Here is a 21698-nt window from a genome sequence, read left to right as displayed (position 1 = left end):
TTGTTTATACATTTAATTGGAACATATATCAGTGTCTTTTGATATTAATATAGCATTAGAGAGTGAAAATGGCAATAAAATGAAAAACCTGTAATTGGATTGTAATGAAAGACCGTTAGTTTTTCCTGCCCTCTCTTGGGTTTTTCATTGGTTGAATTTTTCCCTTTTTTAGGTTATAATAAATAAGATTAGGAGGATGATGTATGAAGTGGACGATAAAACGTAGCATTTTAGTGTTCTTTCTGCTCGCGATTATGTGCATCTTAGGGGCTTGCGGAAAAAATGCGGAAACGATTCAGAACGAGTTTGCAGAAATGCTGAACGGTGAGATTACTCCTGAAAAATTAGTGAGTGCTGATGCTTATTTAGATAAATATATTGGAAAATTAGATACAGAAAGAGCAAGCCATATGCTTGTAGAGTATGAAGATTATGCATTGCGTTTTATTAATTCTGAAGTAGATAAAACCTTGATTGAAGAAATGAAGGGTTTTTATGATGAGAACGATAAAACTCGTGAATTGGCTCAAAATATAGATGAGCTAAAGTCTTTTGATCAAGCGATGAAGGATGCTGATATCATAATTGGTTTGAAAAAGGATGAAATAAAGCTTACTCTGGATTATGCAAAGTTATCGATGGACTACCAGAAAAATATTTTACCTTCGTTATTCCATTTATATCAATTAAAAGCGCTGGAAGCTGAAAAGCCTTGCATTGAAAATGCGACCTTAATTCTTAATTGGCAGGAGTTGGCTCAAAGAGCCTATGAAGTTGAATTGCTTATGAATGAATATAAAGACGAACATTTAGTGGCAAATGATTTGAAAAGTTTGTACGAAATGTATATGAACTTTATATTGATGGGTGCTAATAATACTCCAATTTTTGACTATACTACAATGGAATTTTCAAGTGATGCAAAAAAAGCATATTTAGATTTTATAAAAGAATATCCTGATACTACTACTGGGTGGATATTGAAAGAATATTTTTCTTATTTAGATGAAACAGGTTATCGACTAAATTATAAAGACAGTACAGAAAGTAAAGCTTTTTTTAATCACTGCGCTTGGCTAGTAATAGAAGCAGAAAAGAGAGTTAAACAATAGATGAAAGATAAAATCATTCAAATTAAAGATTTGGTTTTCGAATATCAAAAAGACGAAAATGAAGAGGAAGTCGTTCGTGCTGTCAATGGTGTAAGCCTTGATGTAGAACGAGGTAGTTTTACTGCGATTATCGGAAAAAATGGTTCTGGAAAATCTACACTTGCAAAAAATTTAAATGCATTGTTACTTCCAAGTGGAGGTGCGGTGTACGTGAATGGTTATGATACAAAGGATGAAGAAAAATTATGGGATATTCGTCAGTCAGCAGGGATGGTATTTCAAAATCCAGATAATCAATTGGTTTCCTCTATTGTTGAGGATGATGTTGCATTTGGACCGGAAAATTTAGGAGTGGATCCAAAGGAAATTCGAAAGACAGTTGATGACGCTCTGAAAAGTGTTAATATGTATCCTTATCGAAAGAATGCACCGCATTTGTTGTCTGGTGGACAAAAACAGAGAATTGCAATTGCTGGTGTGGTTGCGATGCGCCCGGAATGTATTATATTAGATGAACCTACTGCTATGCTTGATCCGCATGGCCGGGAAGAGGTAATGGATATTATTGAGACCTTGCATCGAGAGGGAATTACGATATTGCTTATTACTCATTTTATGGAAGAAGCAGCTGTAGCAGATAGAGTGATAATAATGGATGCAGGTAATGTTGTCATGGATGGTACTCCGGTTGAAATCTTTTCTCAGTCCGAAAAAATCAAAGCTGTAAATCTGGATGTACCGTTAGCGGTAGAGATTGGAAATCGTTTGAGAAGCAATGGAATTCCAGTGCCGCAGGATATCATTGATACGGAAGGGTTGGTGGATTTTTTATGCCGCAAATACAAGTAAAAGAACTGACCCATATTTATGCAGAAGGAATGCCATTTGAAACCGTAGCATTGGATCATATCAATTTTGAGATTAAACAGGGTGAATTTGTAGGTATTATTGGACATACAGGTTCAGGAAAATCTACACTGATTCAGCATTTAAATGGATTGCTCAAACCCAAATCAGGACAAATTATCATTGATGGCATAGATATAACGGATAAAGCTGTTAAAATGCGTGACATTCGAAGAAAAATAGGTTTGGTGTTTCAATATCCGGAATATCAATTATTTGAAGAAACGGTTGAAAAGGATATTGCTTTTGGTCCTTTGAATATAGGCATTTCAAAAGAAGAAACCGAACAAAGGGTGAAAGAAGCAATGCAGCTTGTAGGTTTGGATTACGAGCATCTTGCAAAGCGTTCTCCCTTTGCACTTTCCGGAGGGCAAAAGCGAAGAGTGGCAATCGCCGGAGTGGTTGCTATGCGGCCAAGAGTATTAATTTTAGATGAACCTACTGCGGGATTGGACCCTAAAGCGCATCAGGATGTTTTACAGATGGTTGAGACCATTCATAAAAAGGAAGGCATTACAATTATATTGATATCGCATAATATGGGTGATATCGCAAGACTTGCAGGTAAAATCTTAGTTATGGATAGTGGACGATTGGTGATGACAGGAACTCCAAGTGAGGTGTTTCGCAGAGCGGAAGAATTAAAGAGTATGAATTTGGCTTTGCCACCTGCCACAGAATTTATGTATCGTTTACAAAGAAAGGGTGCACCTGTGCAGGCGGATGCATTGACGATTTCGGAAGCAGAGCAAGAAATTTATCGATGGATTGGAAAATAATAAACAATGATTCGAGATATAACATTAGGACAATATTATCCGGGGAGTTCGTGGATTCATAAATTAGATCCAAGAGTAAAGATTATTAGTACTTTTGTATTTTTGATTTCTTTATTTTTGGTAAGAGATTTTTGGGGATTTGGTATAGCCAGTATTTTTTTGGCGGTTTGTATCGCGATATCAAAAGTACCCCTTTCTTTTATAGTTCGCGGATTAAAACCTATTTTTTTGATTATTTTATTTACGTTTACAATAAATATGTTTATGACAAGAGGTACAATATTAATATCTCTTGGATTCCTTTCTATTACTAGAGAAGGGCTTTATAATGCCATTTTTATGGCTTTGCGTTTAATCCTTTTAATTATGGGTTCTTCAATTTTAACATTAGCGACCAAACCGATAAGTTTAACTGATGGAATTGAACGATTGCTTTCTCCGTTTCAGCGCTTTGGTATGCCGTCACATGAACTGGCCATGATGATGACAATCGCATTGCGTTTTATTCCGACTCTTTTAGAGGAAACGGATAAAATTATGAAGGCACAGATGGCTAGAGGTGCTGATTTTGAAAGTGGAAACCTTATGCAGAGAGCAAAAGCATTGATACCTCTTTTAGTACCGCTGTTTATCAGCGCATTCCGAATTGCTTCGGATCTTGCGATGGCAATGGAAGCTCGTTGCTATCGAGGGGGAGATTGCAGAACTCGAATGAATGGGATGAGTTTGGAAAAAAGAGATGCAGTTGCATTTTTTGTGTTAACTGTTTATTTTCTGGTTTTAATCTTGCAAGCTTATATCTTGTAAGTTAAAATAACATAGTAAAAAATGAATAAAAAAGCGAAGTAGAGGTGACATTATACCGAGCGGAAGATGAAAGGAAGAAACCACATGAAAGACAAACGTGTATTATTTCTTATTCAAGCAGCGGTAATTGCCGCCATTTATGCTGTTCTCACTTTAGTGCTGATGCCTTTTAGTTATGGTGTTATGCAGGTACGGGTCTCTGAAGCATTGACCATTTTGCCCTATTTTACACCAGCAGCCATTCCGGGGCTGTTTGTAGGGTGCCTGTTATCCAATATGATTGGACCATACGGCATGTTAGATATTATTTTTGGGAGTGCGACAACACTGATAGCAGCAATGGGATCCTATTTGCTTAGAAAGCGTCCTTTGCTTGTTCCTTTGCCTCCGGTGATTGCAAATGGAGTTATTATTGGATTGATGCTTCATTACGCATATGGCGTTCCGGTTGCTCCTTGGGCTTGCGTTCTTTGGGTAGGACTAGGGGAACTGATATCATGTTATGTGATTGGTTTACCTCTAATGAAATTATTAAAAAAATACGATTATATTTTTAAATAAGTATCTATAAAAAGAAAAAGAGTGTTTTTCATTTCCTTTAAAACACTCTTTTTTATTATGTAGGAAATATCGTTTTCAATTATGTCTATCTTGAAGGTCACTTGCATATAAAGTATTAAGTCCATTAGGATTATGAAGGATGGAGCGATGCCGATGAAGCTGATAAAATTTTTATGTGCGGGATGCGCAGCGATGCTTCTTATAAGCGTCGTTCTTTTATTGTCACAAAGAAACTCTTATGAAACAGAAATTTCTGTTTTAAAGGTTAGTAAGCAGACGAATGCGTTAAGAGAAGAAATCAAAGATAAACCTAAGATGGATTTTGTCGTTGAGGAGGAAATACAAGAGCCTAGTTTTTCCGTGCAATTAAAATATAATAGTTATCCTATGACGTTTACTTATTTGGTTTGTGAACACGAGGGTGTAAACATACGTACATTACCATCTATAGATGCTAAAATTTTAAGAAAATCTCAAAAATGGGAAAAGCTCCAATATATAGAAACAATAACATTATTTAATCACAAAGAAGAAAATAATAACGTGACAGAAGAGAAATGGTATCATGTGTATTGGTATGAAAATGACGATAAGAAGATTGTTCCGGATGGCAGTGGTACGATAGATCAAAATGGTGATGGAGCCATGTTAAAAAGGGTATTTGGCTTTGTTAGTGCAGATACAGTATCAAAAAGATTCTTTGATTTTGATCAAATGGAAGAGAAAATAAAACAGCTGGAAAAGGAAGAAAGTGAAGGGAATCTCACTTATGTGAGAAATTATAAGAATTATCATGGAAAACCTCCTTTGTGTGAGGGGAAAGAGATTGATGAGGGAGGAACCCCTCGAAGCCAAAGTGCTCCTGGCTATTTAAGTGCTTCAAAGGATAGTAAATTTATTTACATTCCAGATGGAACATTGATAAAAAGCTTGGAACGTAGCAATGGTTTTTGGCATATAGCTTTAGTGCAAAATGGGAAAGAATATTATATACCAGAGAAATATATAGCAAAGCAAGAGGCATTAAAAGTACTTTCTAAAATTATTATCATTGACCGCAAAAATCAAAACATAGCCTGCTTTGAAAAGAATCAAGGAATTTGGCAAATGGTTTCTTATTCTTTGGTAACGACCGGAACGACAAATAGGTATGCGCAACCGACTCCTTTGGGCTTTTATTTTATAATTGAAAAAAGACCTCAATTTTATTATATCAAGGATGGAACAAATGAAATACAAGGGTATGCACCATATACACTTCGGTTTTGTGGTGGAGCATATCTTCATGGAGTGTCTGCTACTTATAGATGGGAAAATGGCAATCGTATTGATCCTGGATTAAGAGAATTTTCTTCTTCAATCGGTACGGTCCCACTGTCTCATAAATGTGTAAGAAATTATACATCGCATGCAAAATTTCTCTACGATTGGTATACCAAGGATGAGACGGTTGTGGCAGTCATTGAGCCTTGAAAATACGAAAAATTTCCTTGCAATAAAGGTAGTAATCGGATACTATATATAGTAAGTGATAAAAGGAAAACAACGATAGACAGTGTAATTTTGGGTATCAGGAGGTAAAGAAAAATGAGCATAACCAAGGTACAAAAGCGAAATGGCGAGATTGTAGATTTTAATCTTTCAAAGATTCGCCACGCTATTTTTTCTGCAGCTAAAGCGGTAGGGGGGACCGATGAATTAGAAGCACAAAGATTGGCTGGTTTGGTAGAAGCTGTGATTAAAGAAAGTCACGCAGCAGGTATTCCTTCTGTGGAAGACATTCAAGATGTTGTAGAAAAAATTCTAATTGAAGAAGGCCATGCAAAAACCGCTAAGGCTTATATTCTTTACCGAAAAGAACATCAAGATATTCGTACTGCCAATAATTTATTTATGGATGCCGAACAGATGATTGAAGAATATGTATCTTTAGATGATTGGCGAGTAAATGAAAATTCAAATATGGGATATTCATTACAAGGTTTAAATAATCATATTGTAGAAAGCATTACTAAAAAATATTGGCTGAATAAAATATACAGAAAAGAGCTTCGGGATGCACACATGCGAGGGGATTTACACATCCACGATTTAGGCTTATTGGCTCCTTATTGCTGCGGATGGGACTTAGAGGCCTTTTTATTGCAAGGCTTTAAAGGGGCAAAAGGAAAAATTGAATCACTTCCCCCAAAGCATTTTGAATCGGCTTTAATGCAGCTTGTAAATTTACTGTTTACCTTACAGGGTGAAGCAGCCGGCGCACAGGCTGTTTCGAGTATAGATACCTATTTAGCACCTTTTATTTACTATGATAATTTAGAATATTCTCAGGTGAAAAAGGCCGTACAGCGATTTGTTTATAACTTAAATGTACCAACTCGTGTAGGTTTTCAGACACCGTTTACAAATATAACACTCGATATAGCTCCTCATCCACTTTTGAAAAATCAAGGCGTCATTATTGGCGGTAAAATGATGGACAAGACGTATGGAGAATTCCAAAAGGAAATGGATTTGTTTAATCGCGCTTATTGTGAAGTCATGATGGAGGGTGATGGTGCCGGAAGAGCATTCAGTTTTCCAATTCCAACAGTAAATATTACGAAAGATTTTCCTTGGGATTCTGAGGCAGCAAATTCAATAATGGAAATGACGAGAAAGTTTGGAACCCCGTACTTTGCAAACTTTTTAAATTCAGACTTATCTCCGGAAGACATTCGGTCAATGTGCTGTCGTTTACGCTTAGATAATCGTGAACTGCGTCATAGAGGAGGCGGGCTGTTTGGTGCAAATCCTTTGACCGGTTCCATTAATGTTGTAACTTTAAATATGGCAAGAATTGGATATGAAGCCAAGGATGTTGCTAGCTTTAAAAAGCAAGTAAGAAAGCTTATGGAATATGCAAAGGAAATTTGCGACTGTAAACGCATTGCTTTAGAGCGTTATATGGATCTAGGATTATATCCATATTCGAAACATTATTTGTCATCCGTAAAAAGTGCGACTGGTGAATACTTTAAGAACCATTTCTCTACCATTGGTTTAAATGGTATGAATGAAGCTTGTTTAAATCTTTTGGGTGAAGATTTAACAACCGAGGAAGGGAATGCGTTTGCAGTAGAAATCATGGACTTTATGAACCGTGTGATTCAGCTTTTCCAAGAGGAAACGGGAAGCCTTTGGAACTTGGAAGCATCTCCGGCTGAGGGGACAAGCTATCGGTTTGCACGTTTGGATAAAAAGTTATATCCTAGCATCATTGCACAGGGTACGGAAGAACCATATTATACCAATTCCACACAGCTTCCTGTAGGAGCAACGGATGATATTTTTGAAGCCATCGAGTTACAGGAGAAGCTTCAAACTGCATATACCGGAGGTACGGTGCTGCATGGTTTTATTGGTGAACAAATTGATGATGTAGAGACTTGTAAAGTGTTTATCAAAAAAATTATGGAGAATACCTCCATTCCTTATGTTACGGTTACACCGACTTTCTCCATTTGTGAAGACCACGGCTACATTGCTGGCGAGCATTTCCAATGCCCGACCTGCGGAAAAGATGCAGAAGTTTGGACTCGTGTCGTTGGATTCCATAGACCGGTACAGGCTTGGAATAAAGGGAAAAAGGAAGAGTATAAGGAACGAAAAGAATTTTCTGTATCCACTAGTTTAAGGAAAAGCCCTTCTATAAAAGAAAAAACGGAAATGAGTATAAACAATGAAGAATTAGAAATAAAGAAAGCTGTTGTACAATGAACATTGCAGGTATTATAAAAGCATCATTAATAGATTATCCTGGGAAAGCATCCGCCGTATTTTTTTTCGGCGGATGTAATTTTCGTTGTGGCTATTGCCATAATCCTGAAATTGTAAATTGTATACATTCCATAATGGAGATGGAAGAAGTTTTTGAATTTTTACAGAAAAGAAGGAGATTTTTAGATGCTGTTTGTATCTCCGGAGGTGAACCTACTTTACAAAAGGAATTATATTCCTTCATTGTACAGGTAAAAAAGATGGGGTATCTGATAAAATTAGATACCAATGGTACCGATTCAAATATCTTAAAAAAGCTAGTAGCAGAGAACCTCTTAGATTATGTGGCAATGGATGTAAAGGCACCTTTAAAAAGGTACGATGAAATTGTTTGTGTAAAAAGCGACAAGGAAGAGATTCGTAGGAGCATAGATTTTCTTTTGAGCAATGCCGTTGCTTATGAATTCCGTACGACTGTCTGCAAAGAACTGCTTAGCTTTAAGGACTTGTTGGTAATAAGTGAAGAACTAAAGGGTGCGAAAACTTGGTATTTGCAGACCTTTCAAAAACAGGGAGAATTATTGAATGAAAAAGCAACTTTTTCTGCGTACTCGGAAGAAGAGATGAAAGAGTTTGCAAAGAAGCTGAATGAAACAATGAAGCGAAATTTATACCCGATGGGTACGAATATAAAAGGAGAATTCACATGCGTCAACGTAAGGTGAAAAATGAAGAAGAAAAGATTGAAGCATTTGGGAATTATGTGATAAAGGATGCTGAAATGCATAAAGGACATTGGAGAGAACTCTTTGGAAATGATAATCCCATTTACATTGAAGTTGGATGTGGCAAAGGGCAATTTATTACCACTCTAGCAAGAGTAAACCCAAACGGTAACTACATTGCAGTAGAAGGAGCAGGAAGTGTTGTTTTACGTGCTTTGGAAAAGGCCTCCATGGAAGGTTTAAAAAACATTAAATTCATTACGAAGTATATTAATGAGATAACTGATTTTTTTGAAGAAGGGGAAGTTGATGGCATTTACCTCAATTTTAGTGATCCATGGCCAAAGGATCGCCATGCCAAACGACGTTTGACGCATACACGTTATATAAAAGGATATAAAAAAGTTTTGAAACAAGGCGGAAGTATTGAATTTAAAACAGATAACGATGGATTATTTGCATTTTCAGTGGAAGAGTTTTTTAAAAATGATATGCAATTAGTGGAATGCACCAATGATTTACACAAGACGGATTTTAAATCAAAACAATTTACTACAGAATATGAAGACAAATTTAATAAGATTGGAAAAAATATTCACTATCTTAGGGCAAAGTAAAGTTAAAACGATTTTCTATATAAAAAACAAGAGGGTCTGTTTCAATATTATTTGAGACAGACCCTTATTTTTTACTGTTATTATTTATTTAACATTTGAAATTGCTTCTGCGATTTTTGCTGGTATCATTTTACAAGCCTCTTCAGAAATAGAAGCAATGGATATGCGGATTCCGGCTCCGATTGGAACAGCAAAAATATTTGATTTTTGTAGTTCTTCTCCAACTTGATCTGCATTTTTACAAGGAATGGTGATGAAAAAGCCGGAGTCAAACGGGCAAGTTTTCAAATTACATTCTTTAGCAGCTTTCATAAAAGCATTTCCTCGTTTTGTAAGGATTGCTAAGTATTTATGACGTTCTTCAGTTACCTTTGCAAGAAGGTTTTCATTTGCAAAAATTTGAGAGAGCACTACCATGGATGCCCGAGTACCATTTGACCAAGACCCTCTGCTGGAGAAGGAAGCAACCATTTTGAATTCTTCGGCGATGTCTTTATTTGGTGTCAGGCAAAGCAATGCACCGCAGCGCATTCCATATAAGGTGTATCCCTTCGATGTACTGAATGCTATGAGAACCAATACGTTGTCTGGAAAATCTTCTAATTTTGAAAAGAATTCTCTATATTCATCTGCATCACCGGAAAAATCTAAGTATGCAATATCTACAAGCAGCGTAATTTTCTTAGTTTTATCCTCAGCAGCTTTTTTTAAGATTTCATTTACCTTATCCCAATCTTCTAAGGTGAAGGTATAACCTGTAGGGTTATGTGCCGGAGTATTAATGATAATAACGGTTTCATCTTGTATTTTTAAAATTTCATTTAGCTTCTGATCAAGAGAACTATAATTGAAATTTTGATTCTCATCAAATAAAGTATAGGTGTTTAATTTTCGCTCGATTTCAGTTGTGATGATATTGTATGGACTCCAATGCCAATCTGAAGTTAAAATAATATCGCCTCTTTTTGTATAATTTTGAATGGCATTACGAATCGCTCCAGTACCTCCTGGTGTAGCACAAGCCTCTACATATCCCGTTGGTTGATAGTTTCCAAATACCGCTTTTTTTACTGTAGTAAGGTATTCTGGAGTCCCTGCGATTGGAGCATATTCTGCGTAATCCGTAGGAGAAAGATTTTTTAAAACATCAATGACGGATGATAAAACAATTAAATTGCCGTCATCATCCAATAAGGCTCCAATGGTTGAATTCACCACATTTTCCTTGCCAATTTCTGCGATTCTTTTTTTTGCCAAAGTACTGACCCCAAAAATCTTATCTGGGCCGCCCATGATTCTTCCATTTTCTTGTGCCATGATCAATTTTGACATACGATCACCTCATCTTTCGTTATTTTTAATAAACATCACATAACTACATAAAGTAATTTGTGCTGCAATAAATTCAATTATTATTTTTTTTCATAATAGATTTAATTATATCATAAAGACTTTCCCACGCAAGAAATTTTATGTTAAAATAGGAATCGTATTTGTTTGTTGAAAATACATAATTATTTTTGAGCATTTTTTTTAGCTTAATGGAAAAAATAAAGAAAGAAGGTGAAAATCATTGTATATTAAACAACTTTTTATTCTTTTGGCAGCATTATTTATTGGATTTATTGCATCAGAAGGGTTCGGAATTCCGCTTCCATCTAATGTAATAGGATTGCTGCTACTGCTTTTTGCACTAATAATTGGTTTGATTAAATTAAAAGATGTGGAAGATACAGCTGATTTTATTATAAAACATTTGGCATTATTTTTCGTTGCACCAACCGTTGGTTTAATGCTATATTTTGACTTAATTAAAGAATCATTTTTACAGATTGCTCTGCCTTTATTCGGTTCAATTATTATCGGATTTTTTGTGGCTGGAAAAGTGACACAACTGGCGATTAATTTACAAATAAAATGGAAAAAAAGGAGGCAGGCGCGATGAAAGAATTGCTTTTAGCCAGTCCATACTGGGCAGTTTTATTAACTTTATTTACATATGCAATTGGTATGTGGGTACAACGTAAAACTGGATGGACTTTGCTGCAACCTATTTTAGTCTGTGCAGCATTAATCATAGCCTTTTTAATCATTACAGGAATTTCTTTTGAAGAATACAATGAAAAAAGTCAATTCCTTAATTTTATTTTGCCGATGACGGCGGTCGTTTTGGCAGTACCACTTTATCGAAATTTAGATGTACTAAAAAAATATGCAATTCCAATTTTTTCTGGAATCGTTGCCGGAACAATTGCAACTATTTTAAGCTTAATTGCAATTGGAAAAATAATAGGTACAAAGGAAATGATTTTGATTTCAATGCTTCCGAAAAGCGCTACGAATCCAATTGCATTAGAAGTTTCTGCACAAATAGGCGGAATTCCTTCGCTGACTGTAGCGATGGTTGTTGTTGCTGGTTGTTTTGGTGCAGTATGTGGACCAGAAATTTTAAAACTTATGGGTATCACGCATCCGGTAGCAAAAGGAATTGCTATTGGTACTTTATCACATGCTGTTGGAACTTCAAGAGCATTTAAAGAAGGAGAAATTGAAGGATCAATGAGTAGCTTAGCCATTGCACTTGCAGGTATGGCAACTGCAATATGTTCTCCGATTGCCGTAATGATTTTCTTTTAAAATCAAGACACCTTATTGTATGAATTCTTTTCAGAAAGGAAAGAATAGCAATGGAGGTGTTTTTATATGCGTTTAAAAAATGGAAATGAATACATTCCTCAGGAGGAGGAAAAAAAACAAAGCTTACGATATACGATGATTGCAGTGGTATGTGTATGTTTGATTCTCATTGGCACAGTCTTTGCCATTCGATCTTATCCGCAATGGATGGCGAGATATGGGAATAATGGTATAGATTTATCAAATGAACATCCACAGCAAACCGTACCGAACGATCAAAATGTAGTGAAACAAGTACCAACGGTGGATAGCCGGGATACTGGAAAAACGAATGATCCCGATTCAAATTCTCAAAAAAATAAAAGTGCATTTATCAGTCCGCTAAATGGAACAATTGTAAAAGACTTTGCAATGGATGTTCCGATTTATTCAAAAACATTGGATGAATTTACGGTGCATTCAGGAATTGACATTGAAGCTCCTTTGGATACACAAGTTTGCGCAGCTGCCGAAGGTACGGTGACAAAGGTTTATACAGATGATCGATTGGGCATTACCATCCAAATTACACATGGAGATGGAGTGGTTACTCAATATTCTAACTTAAGTACAAGCAAAATGGTGGAAGAGGGAGATGTAGTCAAACAGGGAGATGTAATCAGTGGAGTTGGAAATACTGCTTTATTTGAAAGCTTAGACGCACCGCATTTGCATTTCGAGATACAAAAAAATGGAGAGGTACAGGATCCTTCTTCTTATATAAAGTAGATTGCTAAGAGCTATCTCATACAAACTTTTTAGGTTTGGATTATGTGATAGCTTTTTTCTTTTTTTGCTTGCACAGAAAAATTTTATGTGATAAAATACCTTTAATATTTTAACGCAATAAAGCAATAGAGTAATAAAGCAAGTATATAATTTTAGAGAAATATTATTACATAAAGTAGAAAAGTAATGAAGCGATTAAAGGAGGAAAAAAATGAAGCTCCAAATTAAATCATTGAAGCCGGAGGAAACGGTTACGATACAATTACGCGGATTGTATGAATCGTATGGATATAAAAAATACCGTATGGGCCGCTTTGAAGAATATAGTTTATATGCGATGAACAAGCGATTTTTAGCGAGCGAAAATGTTATTACATTTACTGATTTAGATGGAAAACTTTTAGCGCTGAAGCCGGATGTAACACTTAGCATCGTGAAAAATACAAAAGCGAATCGAGAAAATACAGAAAAGTTATATTACATTGAAAATGTATATCGAGAAAGCAAGGAAAGTCACACATATAAGGAAATTAGTCAGATGGGACTGGAGATCATTGGGAATGTTGATCGGTATGCAGCCATTGAAGTTTTATCATTAGCGGAACATAGTTTGAATGCAATTAGTCCGCAATTTATCCTTTCCGTGTCACATATGAATTTTGTATTAGGTTTTTTCGACGAGTTACAATTGGATGAAGAGAAAAAGAAGAGGATTCTCCAATGTATCAGAAGTAAAAATACAAATGAATTAAAGTTGGCAGGCCAGGAAGCAAAGATCAAAGAAGAGCAGCTGAGTGTACTTTGTAAAATTCTTACGTTATATGGAGACTTCTCAAGCACTTTACGCAAGGCAAATGAAATTGCAGTAAATAATGTAATGAAAGAAACATTAAAGGAATTAGAGGCTATTTATAGAGTGCTTAGGACTTTAAATTTAGGAAAAAAGATTCAACTAGATTTTTCTATGATAAATGATATTGATTATTATAATGGGATTATCTTTCAAGGCTATATAGAAGGATTGCCAAGAAGCGTTTTAGCAGGTGGAGAATATTCTGTGATGATGGAAAAGATGGGAAGGGATGCAGAGGCTTTAGGTTTTGCTTTATACCTCAGTGAACTGCAGCATCTGCCGATGGAACCTTCCATATATGATGTTGAAGCGATGATATTATATGACAAGGATACAGATTATGGTAAATTGGCATCTGCAGTTCGTCAATTAATAAAAGAGGGAAATCGTGTAAGAGCAGCAGAAGCAATCCCTAAGGGATTAAGATACAAAACATTATATCGCTTTACCCAAGATGGATTAAGAGAGGAGAGAAAGGAATGTTAAATATAGCATTGCCAAAGGGGCGCTTGGGTGATCAGGTCTATGAACTATTAGAGCGCATTGGATACGATTGTAAAAGTATTTATGAGGAAAATCGTAAACTTGTATTTGAAAATATAGAGAATGGAGTTCGTTATCTTTTAGTAAAACCAAGTGATGTAGCCATTTATGTAGAGCATCATGCAGCAGACATCGGAATTGTAGGAAAGGATATTTTACTGGAGCATCAACCGGATGTATATGAACTTTTAGATCTAAATCTGGGAAAATGTCGTATGGCGGTTGCTGCAAAGAATAATTATGTGGAAGATAAAGATCGGACGTTACGAGTTGCAACTAAGTTTGTGAACATTGCAAAAGACTATTATGCTGGGATGAATCGTGATATTGATATTATTAAGCTAAACGGAAGCATAGAATTAGCGCCGATATTGGGCCTTTCGGATGTTATTGTAGATATTGTAGAATCTGGTAATACAATTCGAGAAAATAATTTAAAAATTATTGATGAATTTAAGCAGATAAGTGCGAGACTTATTGCAAATAAGAGTAGCTATATATTTAAAAATGAAATGATTGGTCAGATGGTTGAAAAGTTACAGACAATGGTTTAAGTTAAAAGAAAGGAAATCATATCATGATTCAAATATATGAAAGAGATAAAATATCTTTGGAAGATGTGCTCGATCGTGAAAGAAAACAAAACGAGGATGTATCAGAGTTAGTAGATGAAATCATATATCAGGTGCGTAAAAAAAAGGATGCAGCTCTTTTTGAATATGAAAAACGTTTCGATAAGGTTGAATTAAAGGACTTAGCAGTAACAGAGCAAGAAATCCAAACTGCATTAAATAATATAGATCCGATATTTTTAAATACCTTAAAGATGGCGAGTGAAAACATTAAACATTTTCATAGGCGGCAGATTCGAACTGATTTTATCATCAATGATAAAGAAGGCGTGATTATGGGACAAAAAATCACACCGATTGCAAAAGCTGGAATTTATGTACCGGGAGGGACTGCATCTTATCCAAGCAGTGTATTAATGAATGCAATACCAGCTAAACTTGCAGGCGTTAAAGAAATTATTATGGTAACACCGCCTGATAAGGAGGGAAGAATTGCAGATAGCATTCTAGCTGCAGCAAGTATTGCGGGAGTAACGAAGATTTTTAAAATTGGCGGTGCACAGGCCATTGCAGCTTTGGCTTACGGAACAGAAAGCATTCCTAAAGTGGATAAAATCGTGGGTCCGGGAAATATTTTTGTGGCAACTGCAAAAAGTAAAGTTTTTGGTCTGGTTGACATTGATATGATTGCAGGTCCTAGTGAAATTCTTGTTATAGCAGATAAAACATGTAATCCTAGCTTTGTTGCTGCGGATTTACTTAGCCAAGCAGAGCATGACAGACTGGCGAGTGCGATCTTAGTTACAAATAGCATGGATTTGGCAAAAAAAGTACAAGATGAAATTGAAAGACAGGTTTCTCTTCTTCCTAGAGAAGAGATCGCAAGGGCCAGCATTGACAGCAAAGGTAAGATTCTTTTGACTGCAAGCTTAGAGGAAGCCATTGAAATTGCAAATGATATTGCGCCGGAGCATTTAGAAATCTGTGTGGACGATCCATTTTCTCTGCTTTCAAAAGTAAAAAATGCAGGGTCGATTTTTCTTGGTAAATATGCACCTGAAGCTTTGGGAGATTATTTTGCCGGACCAAATCATGTACTTCCTACAAGTGGTACTGCTCGTTTTTCGAGTCCTTTAAGTGTGGATGATTTTATAAAAAAATCCAGTTATTTATACTATACAAAAGAAGCGTTGGAAAATGTAAAAGATCAAATTTCAGATTTTGCGAACCGTGAGGGATTAAGCGCACATGCAAAAAGTATTACTGTTCGTTTTGAGGAGGTGTAGTAATGAGTCGGTTTTTGAGTAAAAGTTTTCAATCTATGAAACCCTACACACCGGGGGAACAGCCTCAGAATATGCAATATATAAAATTAAATACAAATGAAAGTCCGTATGCTCCAAGTCCTAAAGTATTAGGTACAGCGAATATAGCATCCTTAGAAAACTTACGGCTTTATTCGGACCCTGAGGTAAAAGATTTGACGAATACAATTGCTGCTTATTATAAGGTTGAGTCGAATCAAATACTTGTAGGAAATGGGTCTGATGAGATTTTAGCGTTTGCTTTTCAAGCTTTTCATGATGAGAATACAGCAATTTGCTTTCCGGAAATTACTTATGGATTTTATAAAGTGTTTTCTAATCTTTATCAAATAGCGAACAAACAAATTTCTCTAACAAAGGATTTTAAAATCGATGTAGAAGACTACTTAAATTGTGGCAAGAATGTTATTCTTGCAAATCCCAATGCACCAACTGGTATTTGTTTGCCGCTTTCAGATATTGAAACGATTTTAAAGACAAATTCCAATCATCTGGTTATGATTGATGAAGCATACATTGATTTCGGCGGAGAAAGCTGTATTTCATTATTAAAAAAATATGATAATCTTTTAGTGATACAAACTTTTTCAAAATCAAGAAGTTTAGCAGGTGCCCGAATTGGATTTGCAATCTCCAGCAAAGAGATTATTGAAGACCTTAATAAAATAAAATTTAGTTTTAATCCATATAATGTAAACCGTTTGTCAATGGCATTGGGAAAAGCTGCGATGGAAGATGACGAATATTTTAAAAAGTGCACTGATGCGATTATAAAAACAAGAGAAAAAACCACTAAGAACTTAGAAACATTAGGATTTGAAGTTCTTCCGTCCAAAGCAAATTTCATATTTGTCCGCCATTCTAAAATAAAGGGTTCTGAATATTTTAAAGCGCTGAAACAAAAAGGAATATTAGTAAGGCATTGGGATGATGCACTTATTTCTGATTTTGTTAGAATTACCATTGGTACCGAAGCACAGATGGAATGTTTATATCAGGTGACAAAGGAGATTATAGGTCTTTAGGAGGAGTTATGCGAAAGAGTAAAGTAATCAGAGATACCAACGAAACAAAGATTGAATTGGAACTAAATTTAGATGGCAGCGGGATTTATCAAAATGATACGGGATGTGGATTTTTGAATCATATGCTGGATTTATTTGCAAAGCATGGACGATTTGACTTACAAGTTACTTGCAAAGGGGATATAGAGGTAGACGATCATCATACGGTCGAAGACGTTGGAATTGCACTTGGAAATGCTTTTTTACAAGCCATTGGAGATAAAAAAGGGATTCAACGCTATGGAAATTTTATTCTTCCTATGGATGAGGCTTTAATTTTATGTGCATTAGACATCAGTGGAAGAGATTGCTTGGTATTTAATGCAAACATTCCGACCCAGAAGGTAGGAACCTTTGATACGGAATTAGTCAAAGAATTTTTACTCGGATTTTGCAGAGCCTTTGGATTAACGTTACACATCAAACAATTGGCAGGAGAAAACAGTCATCATATTATAGAGGCAATCTTTAAGGGATTGGGAAAAGCTTTGGCTCAGGCGATTGCAGTCGATATCAAATATAAAGATGAAATTCCGTCCACAAAAGGTAGTTTATAGGAGGTAGAAAATGATTGCAATTATTGACTATGGCGTAGGAAATTTGTTTTCTTTACGTTCCTCTTTACAGTATTTAAATCTTGAAAATATAATTACGAATCGTGAAGAAGATATTTTAGAGGCAGATCGTATTTTACTTCCCGGAGTTGGTGCGTTTTCTGATGCCATTCAAAAACTAAATAATACAGGATTGGTTGATGTAATTAAAAATGAGACAGAAAAAGGAAAGCCTCTTTTAGGTATTTGCCTTGGCATGCAATTATTGTTTGATAAGAGTTTTGAGTTTGGAGAACATGAAGGACTGAGTCTCATAAAAGGAACGGTTTCTCCATTAAGGCCAATTGTTTCTGACGCATTAAAGATTCCACACATTGGATGGAATCGATTACAAAAGAAAAAGGAGCATCCTCTTTTGAAATATACCAAAGAAGGGGATTATGTATACTATGTACACAGCTTCTATGCGACAGATTGTGCAGAAAGCACCTTGGCAACTTCGGAATATCAGGTGGACATTCCAGGAGTCGTTGCGTATAAAAATATTTGCGGAACACAATTTCATCCGGAAAAGAGTGGTGAGGCGGGACTTCGAATATTGCAGGCTTTTTCGGAAGTATCTTAATAAATTTTACATTTAATTTTGTATCTTTGATTGATTTTGATCTATGGTAATATAAAAAGAAAAATAGTAAGTGACGCTAATGCGAGAAAGGGTATGTATGGATATTTTTGCGGCGATTGATATTTATAATGGAGAAGCAGTTCGTCTATTTCAAGGCGACTATCAAAGAATGACGGTATACGGGAAAAATCCGGTTGAGGTTGCAAGGGGATTAAAAGAAAAAGGTGCAACACATTTACATATTGTAGATTTAGATGGTGCAAAGGATGGAACCTTAACAAATTTTGATACGATAGCAGATATCGTAAAGATTGGTGGACTTTTTGTGCAAGTTGGTGGTGGAATTCGAGATGAAGAACGGATTCGGCGCTATCTAGATTTGGGAGTGAATCGTGTTGTGTTAGGTACAGTGGCTGCGACTAATCGAATCTTTTTAAAGGAAATGATTGAAAAGTATCGTGACAAAATTGCTGTTGGTGTAGATGTTCGAGGTGGCATGGTAGCAATCAAAGGTTGGAAAGAAATGACGAATACCGACGGCGTTACATTTTGTAGGGAGTTGCGTGATATGGGCGTAAAAACAGTTATCTATACGGACATTTCGAAGGATGGGATGTTAGAGGGCACCAATATGGATATCTATGAGGAATTGGCGAAAATAGAAGGTCTTGATGTGATTGCCTCAGGTGGGATTAGCTTTATATTAGAATTAATGCAATTAAAGAATTTTGTTTCCGCTGCAATTGTTGGAAAAGCACTTTATACAGGAGCGATTAAATTGGAAGAGGCGATGAAATTAATATAAAATGAAGGATAGGAGGCTTCCTATGATAACAAAAAGAATCATTCCATGCTTGGATGTACGAGATGCACGTGTTGTAAAAGGAACGAATTTTGAAGGGGTACAAGATGTTGCTGACCCTGTAGAGATGGCTCGTTTTTATAATGAGGCGGGTGCGGATGAACTAGTTTTCTATGATATTACTGCAAGTGTAGAAGAACGAGGCATATTTACAGATATATTAAAAAAGGTTGCCAGTCAGATTTTTATACCGTTAACGGTTGGCGGAGGTATTCGAACAATTGAAGATTTTGATCGTGTTCTTAAGTGTGGTGCAGATAAGGTCAGTGTCAATAGTGGGGCCATTCAAAATCCAGATTTGATTCAACGGGCAGCTGAAAAGTATGGAAAGCAATGTGTGGTGCTTAGCATGGATATAAAACGTGTAGATGGTGTGTTTCGTGTATTCTCCAAGGGAGGCAGAGAAAACACGGGAATCGACGCATTGGAATGGGCAGAGGATGGTGTGAAAAGAGGCGCCGGTGAGCTGGTTGTAAACAGTATTGATACCGATGGGGTAAAGGCAGGATTTGACATTGAAATGCTGCTTGCCATTGCAGAAAGAGTATCGGTTCCGATTGTTGCATCCGGTGGAGCAGGAAAAATGGAAGACTTTAAGGAGCTTTTTCAATATCCTCAAATGGATGCGGGGCTTGCGGCAAGTATTTTTCATTTTAAAGAGGTCAGCATTCATGACTTGAAGTGCTATTTAAGAGAAAATGGTGTAGAGGTACGTTGAAGGGAGAGGTATAATGGAATTAAAATTTGATGATAAAGGTTTAATTCCTGCAATCGTGCAGGATTACTATACCAAACAAGTATTGACCCTTGCTTATATGAATCAGGAAAGCTTGGAAATCAGTATACGAGAGAGAAAAACATGTTTTTTTAGTCGAAGTCGTCAGGAGTTATGGAGAAAGGGAGAAACGAGCGGAAACCGTCAGCATATCGTGAGCATTTTTGCAGATTGTGATACAGATGCACTTGTTGTAGAGGTGCTCAAGGATGGACCAGCTTGTCACACAGGTGCAGAAAGTTGTTTTTATCAACCCCTTTATTTAAGCGACGAGATTACACCGTTTTCATATGATGCATTATATGAATTAATTAAGGGACGGAAAGTCAATAAACAAGAAGGAAGCTATACAACCTATTTGTTTGAAAAAGGTATGGATAAAATTCTGAAAAAAATAGGCGAAGAATCGACCGAAGTAATTATTGCTGCAGCAAAAAAAGATCGAGAAGAAGCGGTATATGAAATTGCAGATTTAACATATCATATGATGGTTCTTATGGTTGAAATGGGAATTACATGCAGCGATGTCACGGCAGAGCTGGCAAAACGACATGTAATTGATCATAAAATAAAACAGGAGCGTATGAAATAATGTTGGTTTCTTCAAATGTACATACACATACAAGTTTTTGTGACGGAAGAGATAGTGCAGAACTTATGGTAAAATCTGCTATTAAAAAAGGGTTTAAATGTCTGGGATTTAGTGGACATTCTTATACCCCTTTTGATGACAGTTGCTGCATGACTCTTCAACGGACAAGAGACTATAGAGAAAATGTCAGTGCTTTGCAAGAAAAATACGAAGGGGAATTAGAAATTCTTTGTGGAATTGAATGGGATTATTATTCCGTAATTGATCCTTGTCAATGGGAATATACCATTGGTAGTGTTCATTATGTTCAAAGTCCGCTTACCGGTAAATATTATACAATTGATTATTGTGATTCTGAACTTGAAGCGTGTATCCAGGAAGGCTTTTGCGGAGATGTTGCGGCAATGGTAAAAGCTTATTATGAAAATGTTATAGATATGGCGTTTACCTATAAGCCAACAATTTTGGGTCATTTTGATTTAATTCGAAAGTTAAATCGCGGGAATCGTTTCTTTGATGAAGCGTCGCCGATTTATAAGGCGATTGCATTAAATGCAATGGAACAGGTAATCAAAGCAGGATCGGTTTTAGAAGTGAATACCGGCGGAATGTTTCGGGGTTATTGTGATACACCATATCCTGCGAGTTCACTTCTGCGATTGGTGAAAGAATTAGGTGGAAGTGTAATTTTAAGTTCGGATGCCCATGCAACAGAAGGATTAGACTATGCATTTGATGACGTAGAAAGAGAACTTCGTAAGCTGGGGTTTCAGGAAGTCTTGGAATTGAGAAGCTCCGGATTTATAAGTACAAAGTTATAGCCGCGAATAAGCTCGCGGCTACTCGTTTTCTTATTCATGTTTTCTCTTATATTTTTTCTGTGTAGCGAGTCCACCACGAATGTGACGTTCGGCTTTGTTATTGTCTAATACGTTTTTTACTTCCTGACAAAGTCCGGGATTTAATTCTTGAAGTCGTTCGGTTACGTCTTTATGTACAGTTGATTTGGATATACGATATTTTTTTGCAGCAGATCGAACTGTGGCTTTCGTTTCAATAATATATTTGGCAAGCTCCAAAACACGTTCTTCTATATAATCTTTCATAATGCACGACACTCCTTTAAAGATAATTTACCTGCACAAAAATTAGATTCTGTGTGAAAAATTTACCAGTTACCCTATGTATATGAAGGAAAGGACGAGGATATGATGTGATTGGAAAAAAAGTAAATTTGGAAATATTGACAGCCAACTATATTT

Annotated in this window: 24 protein-coding genes; 22 read left to right on the top strand and 2 right to left on the bottom strand. The window is 36.1% G+C overall.

From position 1 onward, the window contains the following. Nucleotides 1-203 precede the first annotated feature (203 nt). From I2490_RS10955 to trmB, 9 genes are all read left to right on the top strand, one after another. Complete coding sequence (locus tag I2490_RS10955) at nucleotides 204-1112, top strand: hypothetical protein (RefSeq protein WP_206459810.1); 909 nt, start codon at nucleotides 204-206, stop codon at nucleotides 1110-1112. Beyond that, nucleotides 1113-1961 carry an energy-coupling factor transporter ATPase gene (locus I2490_RS10950; protein WP_206459809.1) on the top strand — a complete coding sequence of 283 codons (849 nt, stop codon included), beginning with the start codon at nucleotides 1113-1115 and terminating at the stop codon, nucleotides 1959-1961. Next, entirely contained in the window at nucleotides 1943-2797 is an 855-nt protein-coding gene (locus tag I2490_RS10945; protein ID WP_206459808.1) for an energy-coupling factor transporter ATPase, read from the top strand. The genes I2490_RS10950 and I2490_RS10945 overlap by 19 nt, the downstream gene beginning before the upstream one ends. Before the next feature lie 6 nt (nucleotides 2798-2803). Beyond that, entirely contained in the window at nucleotides 2804-3604 is an 801-nt protein-coding gene (locus I2490_RS10940; RefSeq protein WP_206459807.1) for an energy-coupling factor transporter transmembrane component T family protein, read from the top strand. An 84-nt stretch (nucleotides 3605-3688) separates the two neighbouring features. Beyond that, on the top strand, nucleotides 3689-4165 hold the full coding sequence (locus I2490_RS10935; RefSeq protein ID WP_206459806.1) for a QueT transporter family protein: 477 nt from the start codon (nucleotides 3689-3691) through the stop codon (nucleotides 4163-4165). 153 nt (nucleotides 4166-4318) lie between these two features. Further along, nucleotides 4319-5638, top strand: a complete 1320-nt coding sequence (locus I2490_RS10930) for a L,D-transpeptidase (RefSeq protein ID WP_206459805.1) — start codon at nucleotides 4319-4321, stop codon at nucleotides 5636-5638. Between the two features lie 114 nt (nucleotides 5639-5752). Further along, nucleotides 5753-7924, top strand: a complete 2172-nt coding sequence (locus I2490_RS10925; RefSeq protein ID WP_206459804.1) for a ribonucleoside triphosphate reductase — start codon at nucleotides 5753-5755, stop codon at nucleotides 7922-7924. After that, the gene (locus I2490_RS10920; RefSeq protein WP_206459803.1) at nucleotides 7921-8649 is read left to right on the top strand and encodes an anaerobic ribonucleoside-triphosphate reductase activating protein; all 729 of its coding nucleotides are present in this window, start codon (nucleotides 7921-7923) and stop codon (nucleotides 8647-8649) included. Before I2490_RS10925 ends, I2490_RS10920 begins: the two co-directional genes overlap by 4 nt. Further along, nucleotides 8631-9266 carry a tRNA (guanosine(46)-N7)-methyltransferase TrmB gene (gene trmB, locus I2490_RS10915; RefSeq protein WP_206459802.1) on the top strand — a complete coding sequence of 212 codons (636 nt, stop codon included), beginning with the start codon at nucleotides 8631-8633 and terminating at the stop codon, nucleotides 9264-9266. The genes I2490_RS10920 and trmB overlap by 19 nt, the downstream gene beginning before the upstream one ends. Before the next feature lie 84 nt (nucleotides 9267-9350). Here trmB and I2490_RS10910 read toward each other — a convergent pair whose 3' ends face one another. Continuing rightward, nucleotides 9351-10598, bottom strand: a complete 1248-nt coding sequence (locus I2490_RS10910; protein ID WP_206459801.1) for an aminotransferase class I/II-fold pyridoxal phosphate-dependent enzyme — start codon at nucleotides 10596-10598, stop codon at nucleotides 9351-9353. Nucleotides 10599-10839: 241 nt separating this feature from the next. On the opposite strand from I2490_RS10910, the gene I2490_RS10905 reads away from it, so the two are divergent. The 13 genes from I2490_RS10905 (at nucleotide 10840) to I2490_RS10845 (ending at nucleotide 21257) form a co-directional block, all read left to right on the top strand. Next, nucleotides 10840-11211 carry a CidA/LrgA family protein gene (locus tag I2490_RS10905; RefSeq protein ID WP_206459800.1) on the top strand — a complete coding sequence of 124 codons (372 nt, stop codon included), beginning with the start codon at nucleotides 10840-10842 and terminating at the stop codon, nucleotides 11209-11211. Continuing rightward, the gene (locus I2490_RS10900) at nucleotides 11208-11903 is read left to right on the top strand and encodes an LrgB family protein (protein ID WP_206459799.1); all 696 of its coding nucleotides are present in this window, start codon (nucleotides 11208-11210) and stop codon (nucleotides 11901-11903) included. Before I2490_RS10905 ends, I2490_RS10900 begins: the two co-directional genes overlap by 4 nt. A gap of 66 nt (nucleotides 11904-11969) precedes the next feature. After that, nucleotides 11970-12671 (top strand): M23 family metallopeptidase, encoded by a 702-nt coding sequence (locus I2490_RS10895; RefSeq protein ID WP_206459798.1) that lies wholly within the window; start codon nucleotides 11970-11972, stop codon nucleotides 12669-12671. Between the two features lie 211 nt (nucleotides 12672-12882). Further along, nucleotides 12883-14010, top strand: a complete 1128-nt coding sequence (locus I2490_RS10890) for an ATP phosphoribosyltransferase regulatory subunit (protein WP_206459797.1) — start codon at nucleotides 12883-12885, stop codon at nucleotides 14008-14010. Further along, nucleotides 14004-14621, top strand: coding sequence for an ATP phosphoribosyltransferase (hisG, locus tag I2490_RS10885; RefSeq protein ID WP_206459796.1), 618 nt, complete (start codon nucleotides 14004-14006; stop codon nucleotides 14619-14621). Before I2490_RS10890 ends, hisG begins: the two co-directional genes overlap by 7 nt. 23 nt (nucleotides 14622-14644) lie before the next feature. Beyond that, complete coding sequence (gene hisD, locus I2490_RS10880; RefSeq protein ID WP_206459795.1) at nucleotides 14645-15925, top strand: histidinol dehydrogenase; 1281 nt, start codon at nucleotides 14645-14647, stop codon at nucleotides 15923-15925. Nucleotides 15926-15927: 2 nt separating this feature from the next. Continuing rightward, nucleotides 15928-16989, top strand: a complete 1062-nt coding sequence (gene hisC, locus I2490_RS10875; protein ID WP_206459794.1) for a histidinol-phosphate transaminase — start codon at nucleotides 15928-15930, stop codon at nucleotides 16987-16989. A gap of 8 nt (nucleotides 16990-16997) precedes the next feature. Further along, nucleotides 16998-17585 (top strand): imidazoleglycerol-phosphate dehydratase HisB, encoded by a 588-nt coding sequence (hisB, locus tag I2490_RS10870; RefSeq protein ID WP_206459793.1) that lies wholly within the window; start codon nucleotides 16998-17000, stop codon nucleotides 17583-17585. Between the two features lie 10 nt (nucleotides 17586-17595). Next, a complete protein-coding gene (gene hisH, locus I2490_RS10865) occupies nucleotides 17596-18207 on the top strand; it encodes an imidazole glycerol phosphate synthase subunit HisH (RefSeq protein WP_206459792.1) in 612 nt (203 codons plus the stop codon). A 97-nt stretch (nucleotides 18208-18304) separates the two neighbouring features. Further along, nucleotides 18305-19012 carry a 1-(5-phosphoribosyl)-5-[(5-phosphoribosylamino)methylideneamino]imidazole-4-carboxamide isomerase gene (hisA, locus tag I2490_RS10860; RefSeq protein ID WP_206459791.1) on the top strand — a complete coding sequence of 236 codons (708 nt, stop codon included), beginning with the start codon at nucleotides 18305-18307 and terminating at the stop codon, nucleotides 19010-19012. A 22-nt stretch (nucleotides 19013-19034) separates the two neighbouring features. After that, nucleotides 19035-19787 carry an imidazole glycerol phosphate synthase subunit HisF gene (hisF, locus tag I2490_RS10855; RefSeq protein ID WP_206459790.1) on the top strand — a complete coding sequence of 251 codons (753 nt, stop codon included), beginning with the start codon at nucleotides 19035-19037 and terminating at the stop codon, nucleotides 19785-19787. 13 nt (nucleotides 19788-19800) lie between these two features. Beyond that, nucleotides 19801-20436, top strand: a complete 636-nt coding sequence (gene hisIE / locus I2490_RS10850; RefSeq protein WP_206459789.1) for a bifunctional phosphoribosyl-AMP cyclohydrolase/phosphoribosyl-ATP diphosphatase HisIE — start codon at nucleotides 19801-19803, stop codon at nucleotides 20434-20436. Beyond that, nucleotides 20436-21257: a histidinol-phosphatase gene (locus I2490_RS10845; protein ID WP_206459788.1), complete on the top strand. Its 822-nt coding sequence runs from the start codon at nucleotides 20436-20438 to the stop codon at nucleotides 21255-21257. The genes hisIE and I2490_RS10845 overlap by 1 nt, the downstream gene beginning before the upstream one ends. 30 nt (nucleotides 21258-21287) lie before the next feature. Here I2490_RS10845 and spoIIID read toward each other — a convergent pair whose 3' ends face one another. Beyond that, a complete protein-coding gene (spoIIID, locus tag I2490_RS10840; protein ID WP_206459787.1) occupies nucleotides 21288-21542 on the bottom strand; it encodes a sporulation transcriptional regulator SpoIIID in 255 nt (84 codons plus the stop codon). Between the last annotated feature and the right edge of the window lie 156 nt (nucleotides 21543-21698).

This window comes from Anaerovorax sp. IOR16 (assembly GCF_017168145.1).
In the GTDB taxonomy this organism is placed as follows: domain Bacteria; phylum Bacillota; class Clostridia; order Peptostreptococcales; family Anaerovoracaceae; genus IOR16.
This window is presented reverse-complemented; position numbering and strand designations above follow the sequence as displayed.

Coding starts and splice junctions, on each gene's coding strand:
- I2490_RS10955 (WP_206459810.1), top strand. CDS start 204: ATGAAGTGGACGATAAAACGTAGCATTTTAGTGTTCTTTCTGCTCGCG.
- I2490_RS10950 (WP_206459809.1), top strand. CDS start 1,113: ATGAAAGATAAAATCATTCAAATTAAAGATTTGGTTTTCGAATATCAA.
- I2490_RS10945 (WP_206459808.1), top strand. CDS start 1,943: ATGCCGCAAATACAAGTAAAAGAACTGACCCATATTTATGCAGAAGGA.
- I2490_RS10940 (WP_206459807.1), top strand. CDS start 2,804: ATGATTCGAGATATAACATTAGGACAATATTATCCGGGGAGTTCGTGG.
- I2490_RS10935 (WP_206459806.1), top strand. CDS start 3,689: ATGAAAGACAAACGTGTATTATTTCTTATTCAAGCAGCGGTAATTGCC.
- I2490_RS10930 (WP_206459805.1), top strand. CDS start 4,319: ATGAAGCTGATAAAATTTTTATGTGCGGGATGCGCAGCGATGCTTCTT.
- I2490_RS10925 (WP_206459804.1), top strand. CDS start 5,753: ATGAGCATAACCAAGGTACAAAAGCGAAATGGCGAGATTGTAGATTTT.
- I2490_RS10920 (WP_206459803.1), top strand. CDS start 7,921: ATGAACATTGCAGGTATTATAAAAGCATCATTAATAGATTATCCTGGG.
- trmB (WP_206459802.1), top strand. CDS start 8,631: ATGCGTCAACGTAAGGTGAAAAATGAAGAAGAAAAGATTGAAGCATTT.
- I2490_RS10910 (WP_206459801.1), bottom strand. CDS start 10,598: ATGTCAAAATTGATCATGGCACAAGAAAATGGAAGAATCATGGGCGGC.
- I2490_RS10900 (WP_206459799.1), top strand. CDS start 11,208: ATGAAAGAATTGCTTTTAGCCAGTCCATACTGGGCAGTTTTATTAACT.
- I2490_RS10895 (WP_206459798.1), top strand. CDS start 11,970: ATGCGTTTAAAAAATGGAAATGAATACATTCCTCAGGAGGAGGAAAAA.
- I2490_RS10890 (WP_206459797.1), top strand. CDS start 12,883: ATGAAGCTCCAAATTAAATCATTGAAGCCGGAGGAAACGGTTACGATA.
- hisG (WP_206459796.1), top strand. CDS start 14,004: ATGTTAAATATAGCATTGCCAAAGGGGCGCTTGGGTGATCAGGTCTAT.
- hisD (WP_206459795.1), top strand. CDS start 14,645: ATGATTCAAATATATGAAAGAGATAAAATATCTTTGGAAGATGTGCTC.
- hisC (WP_206459794.1), top strand. CDS start 15,928: ATGAGTCGGTTTTTGAGTAAAAGTTTTCAATCTATGAAACCCTACACA.
- hisB (WP_206459793.1), top strand. CDS start 16,998: ATGCGAAAGAGTAAAGTAATCAGAGATACCAACGAAACAAAGATTGAA.
- hisH (WP_206459792.1), top strand. CDS start 17,596: ATGATTGCAATTATTGACTATGGCGTAGGAAATTTGTTTTCTTTACGT.
- hisA (WP_206459791.1), top strand. CDS start 18,305: ATGGATATTTTTGCGGCGATTGATATTTATAATGGAGAAGCAGTTCGT.
- hisF (WP_206459790.1), top strand. CDS start 19,035: ATGATAACAAAAAGAATCATTCCATGCTTGGATGTACGAGATGCACGT.
- hisIE (WP_206459789.1), top strand. CDS start 19,801: ATGGAATTAAAATTTGATGATAAAGGTTTAATTCCTGCAATCGTGCAG.
- I2490_RS10845 (WP_206459788.1), top strand. CDS start 20,436: ATGTTGGTTTCTTCAAATGTACATACACATACAAGTTTTTGTGACGGA.
- spoIIID (WP_206459787.1), bottom strand. CDS start 21,542: ATGAAAGATTATATAGAAGAACGTGTTTTGGAGCTTGCCAAATATATT.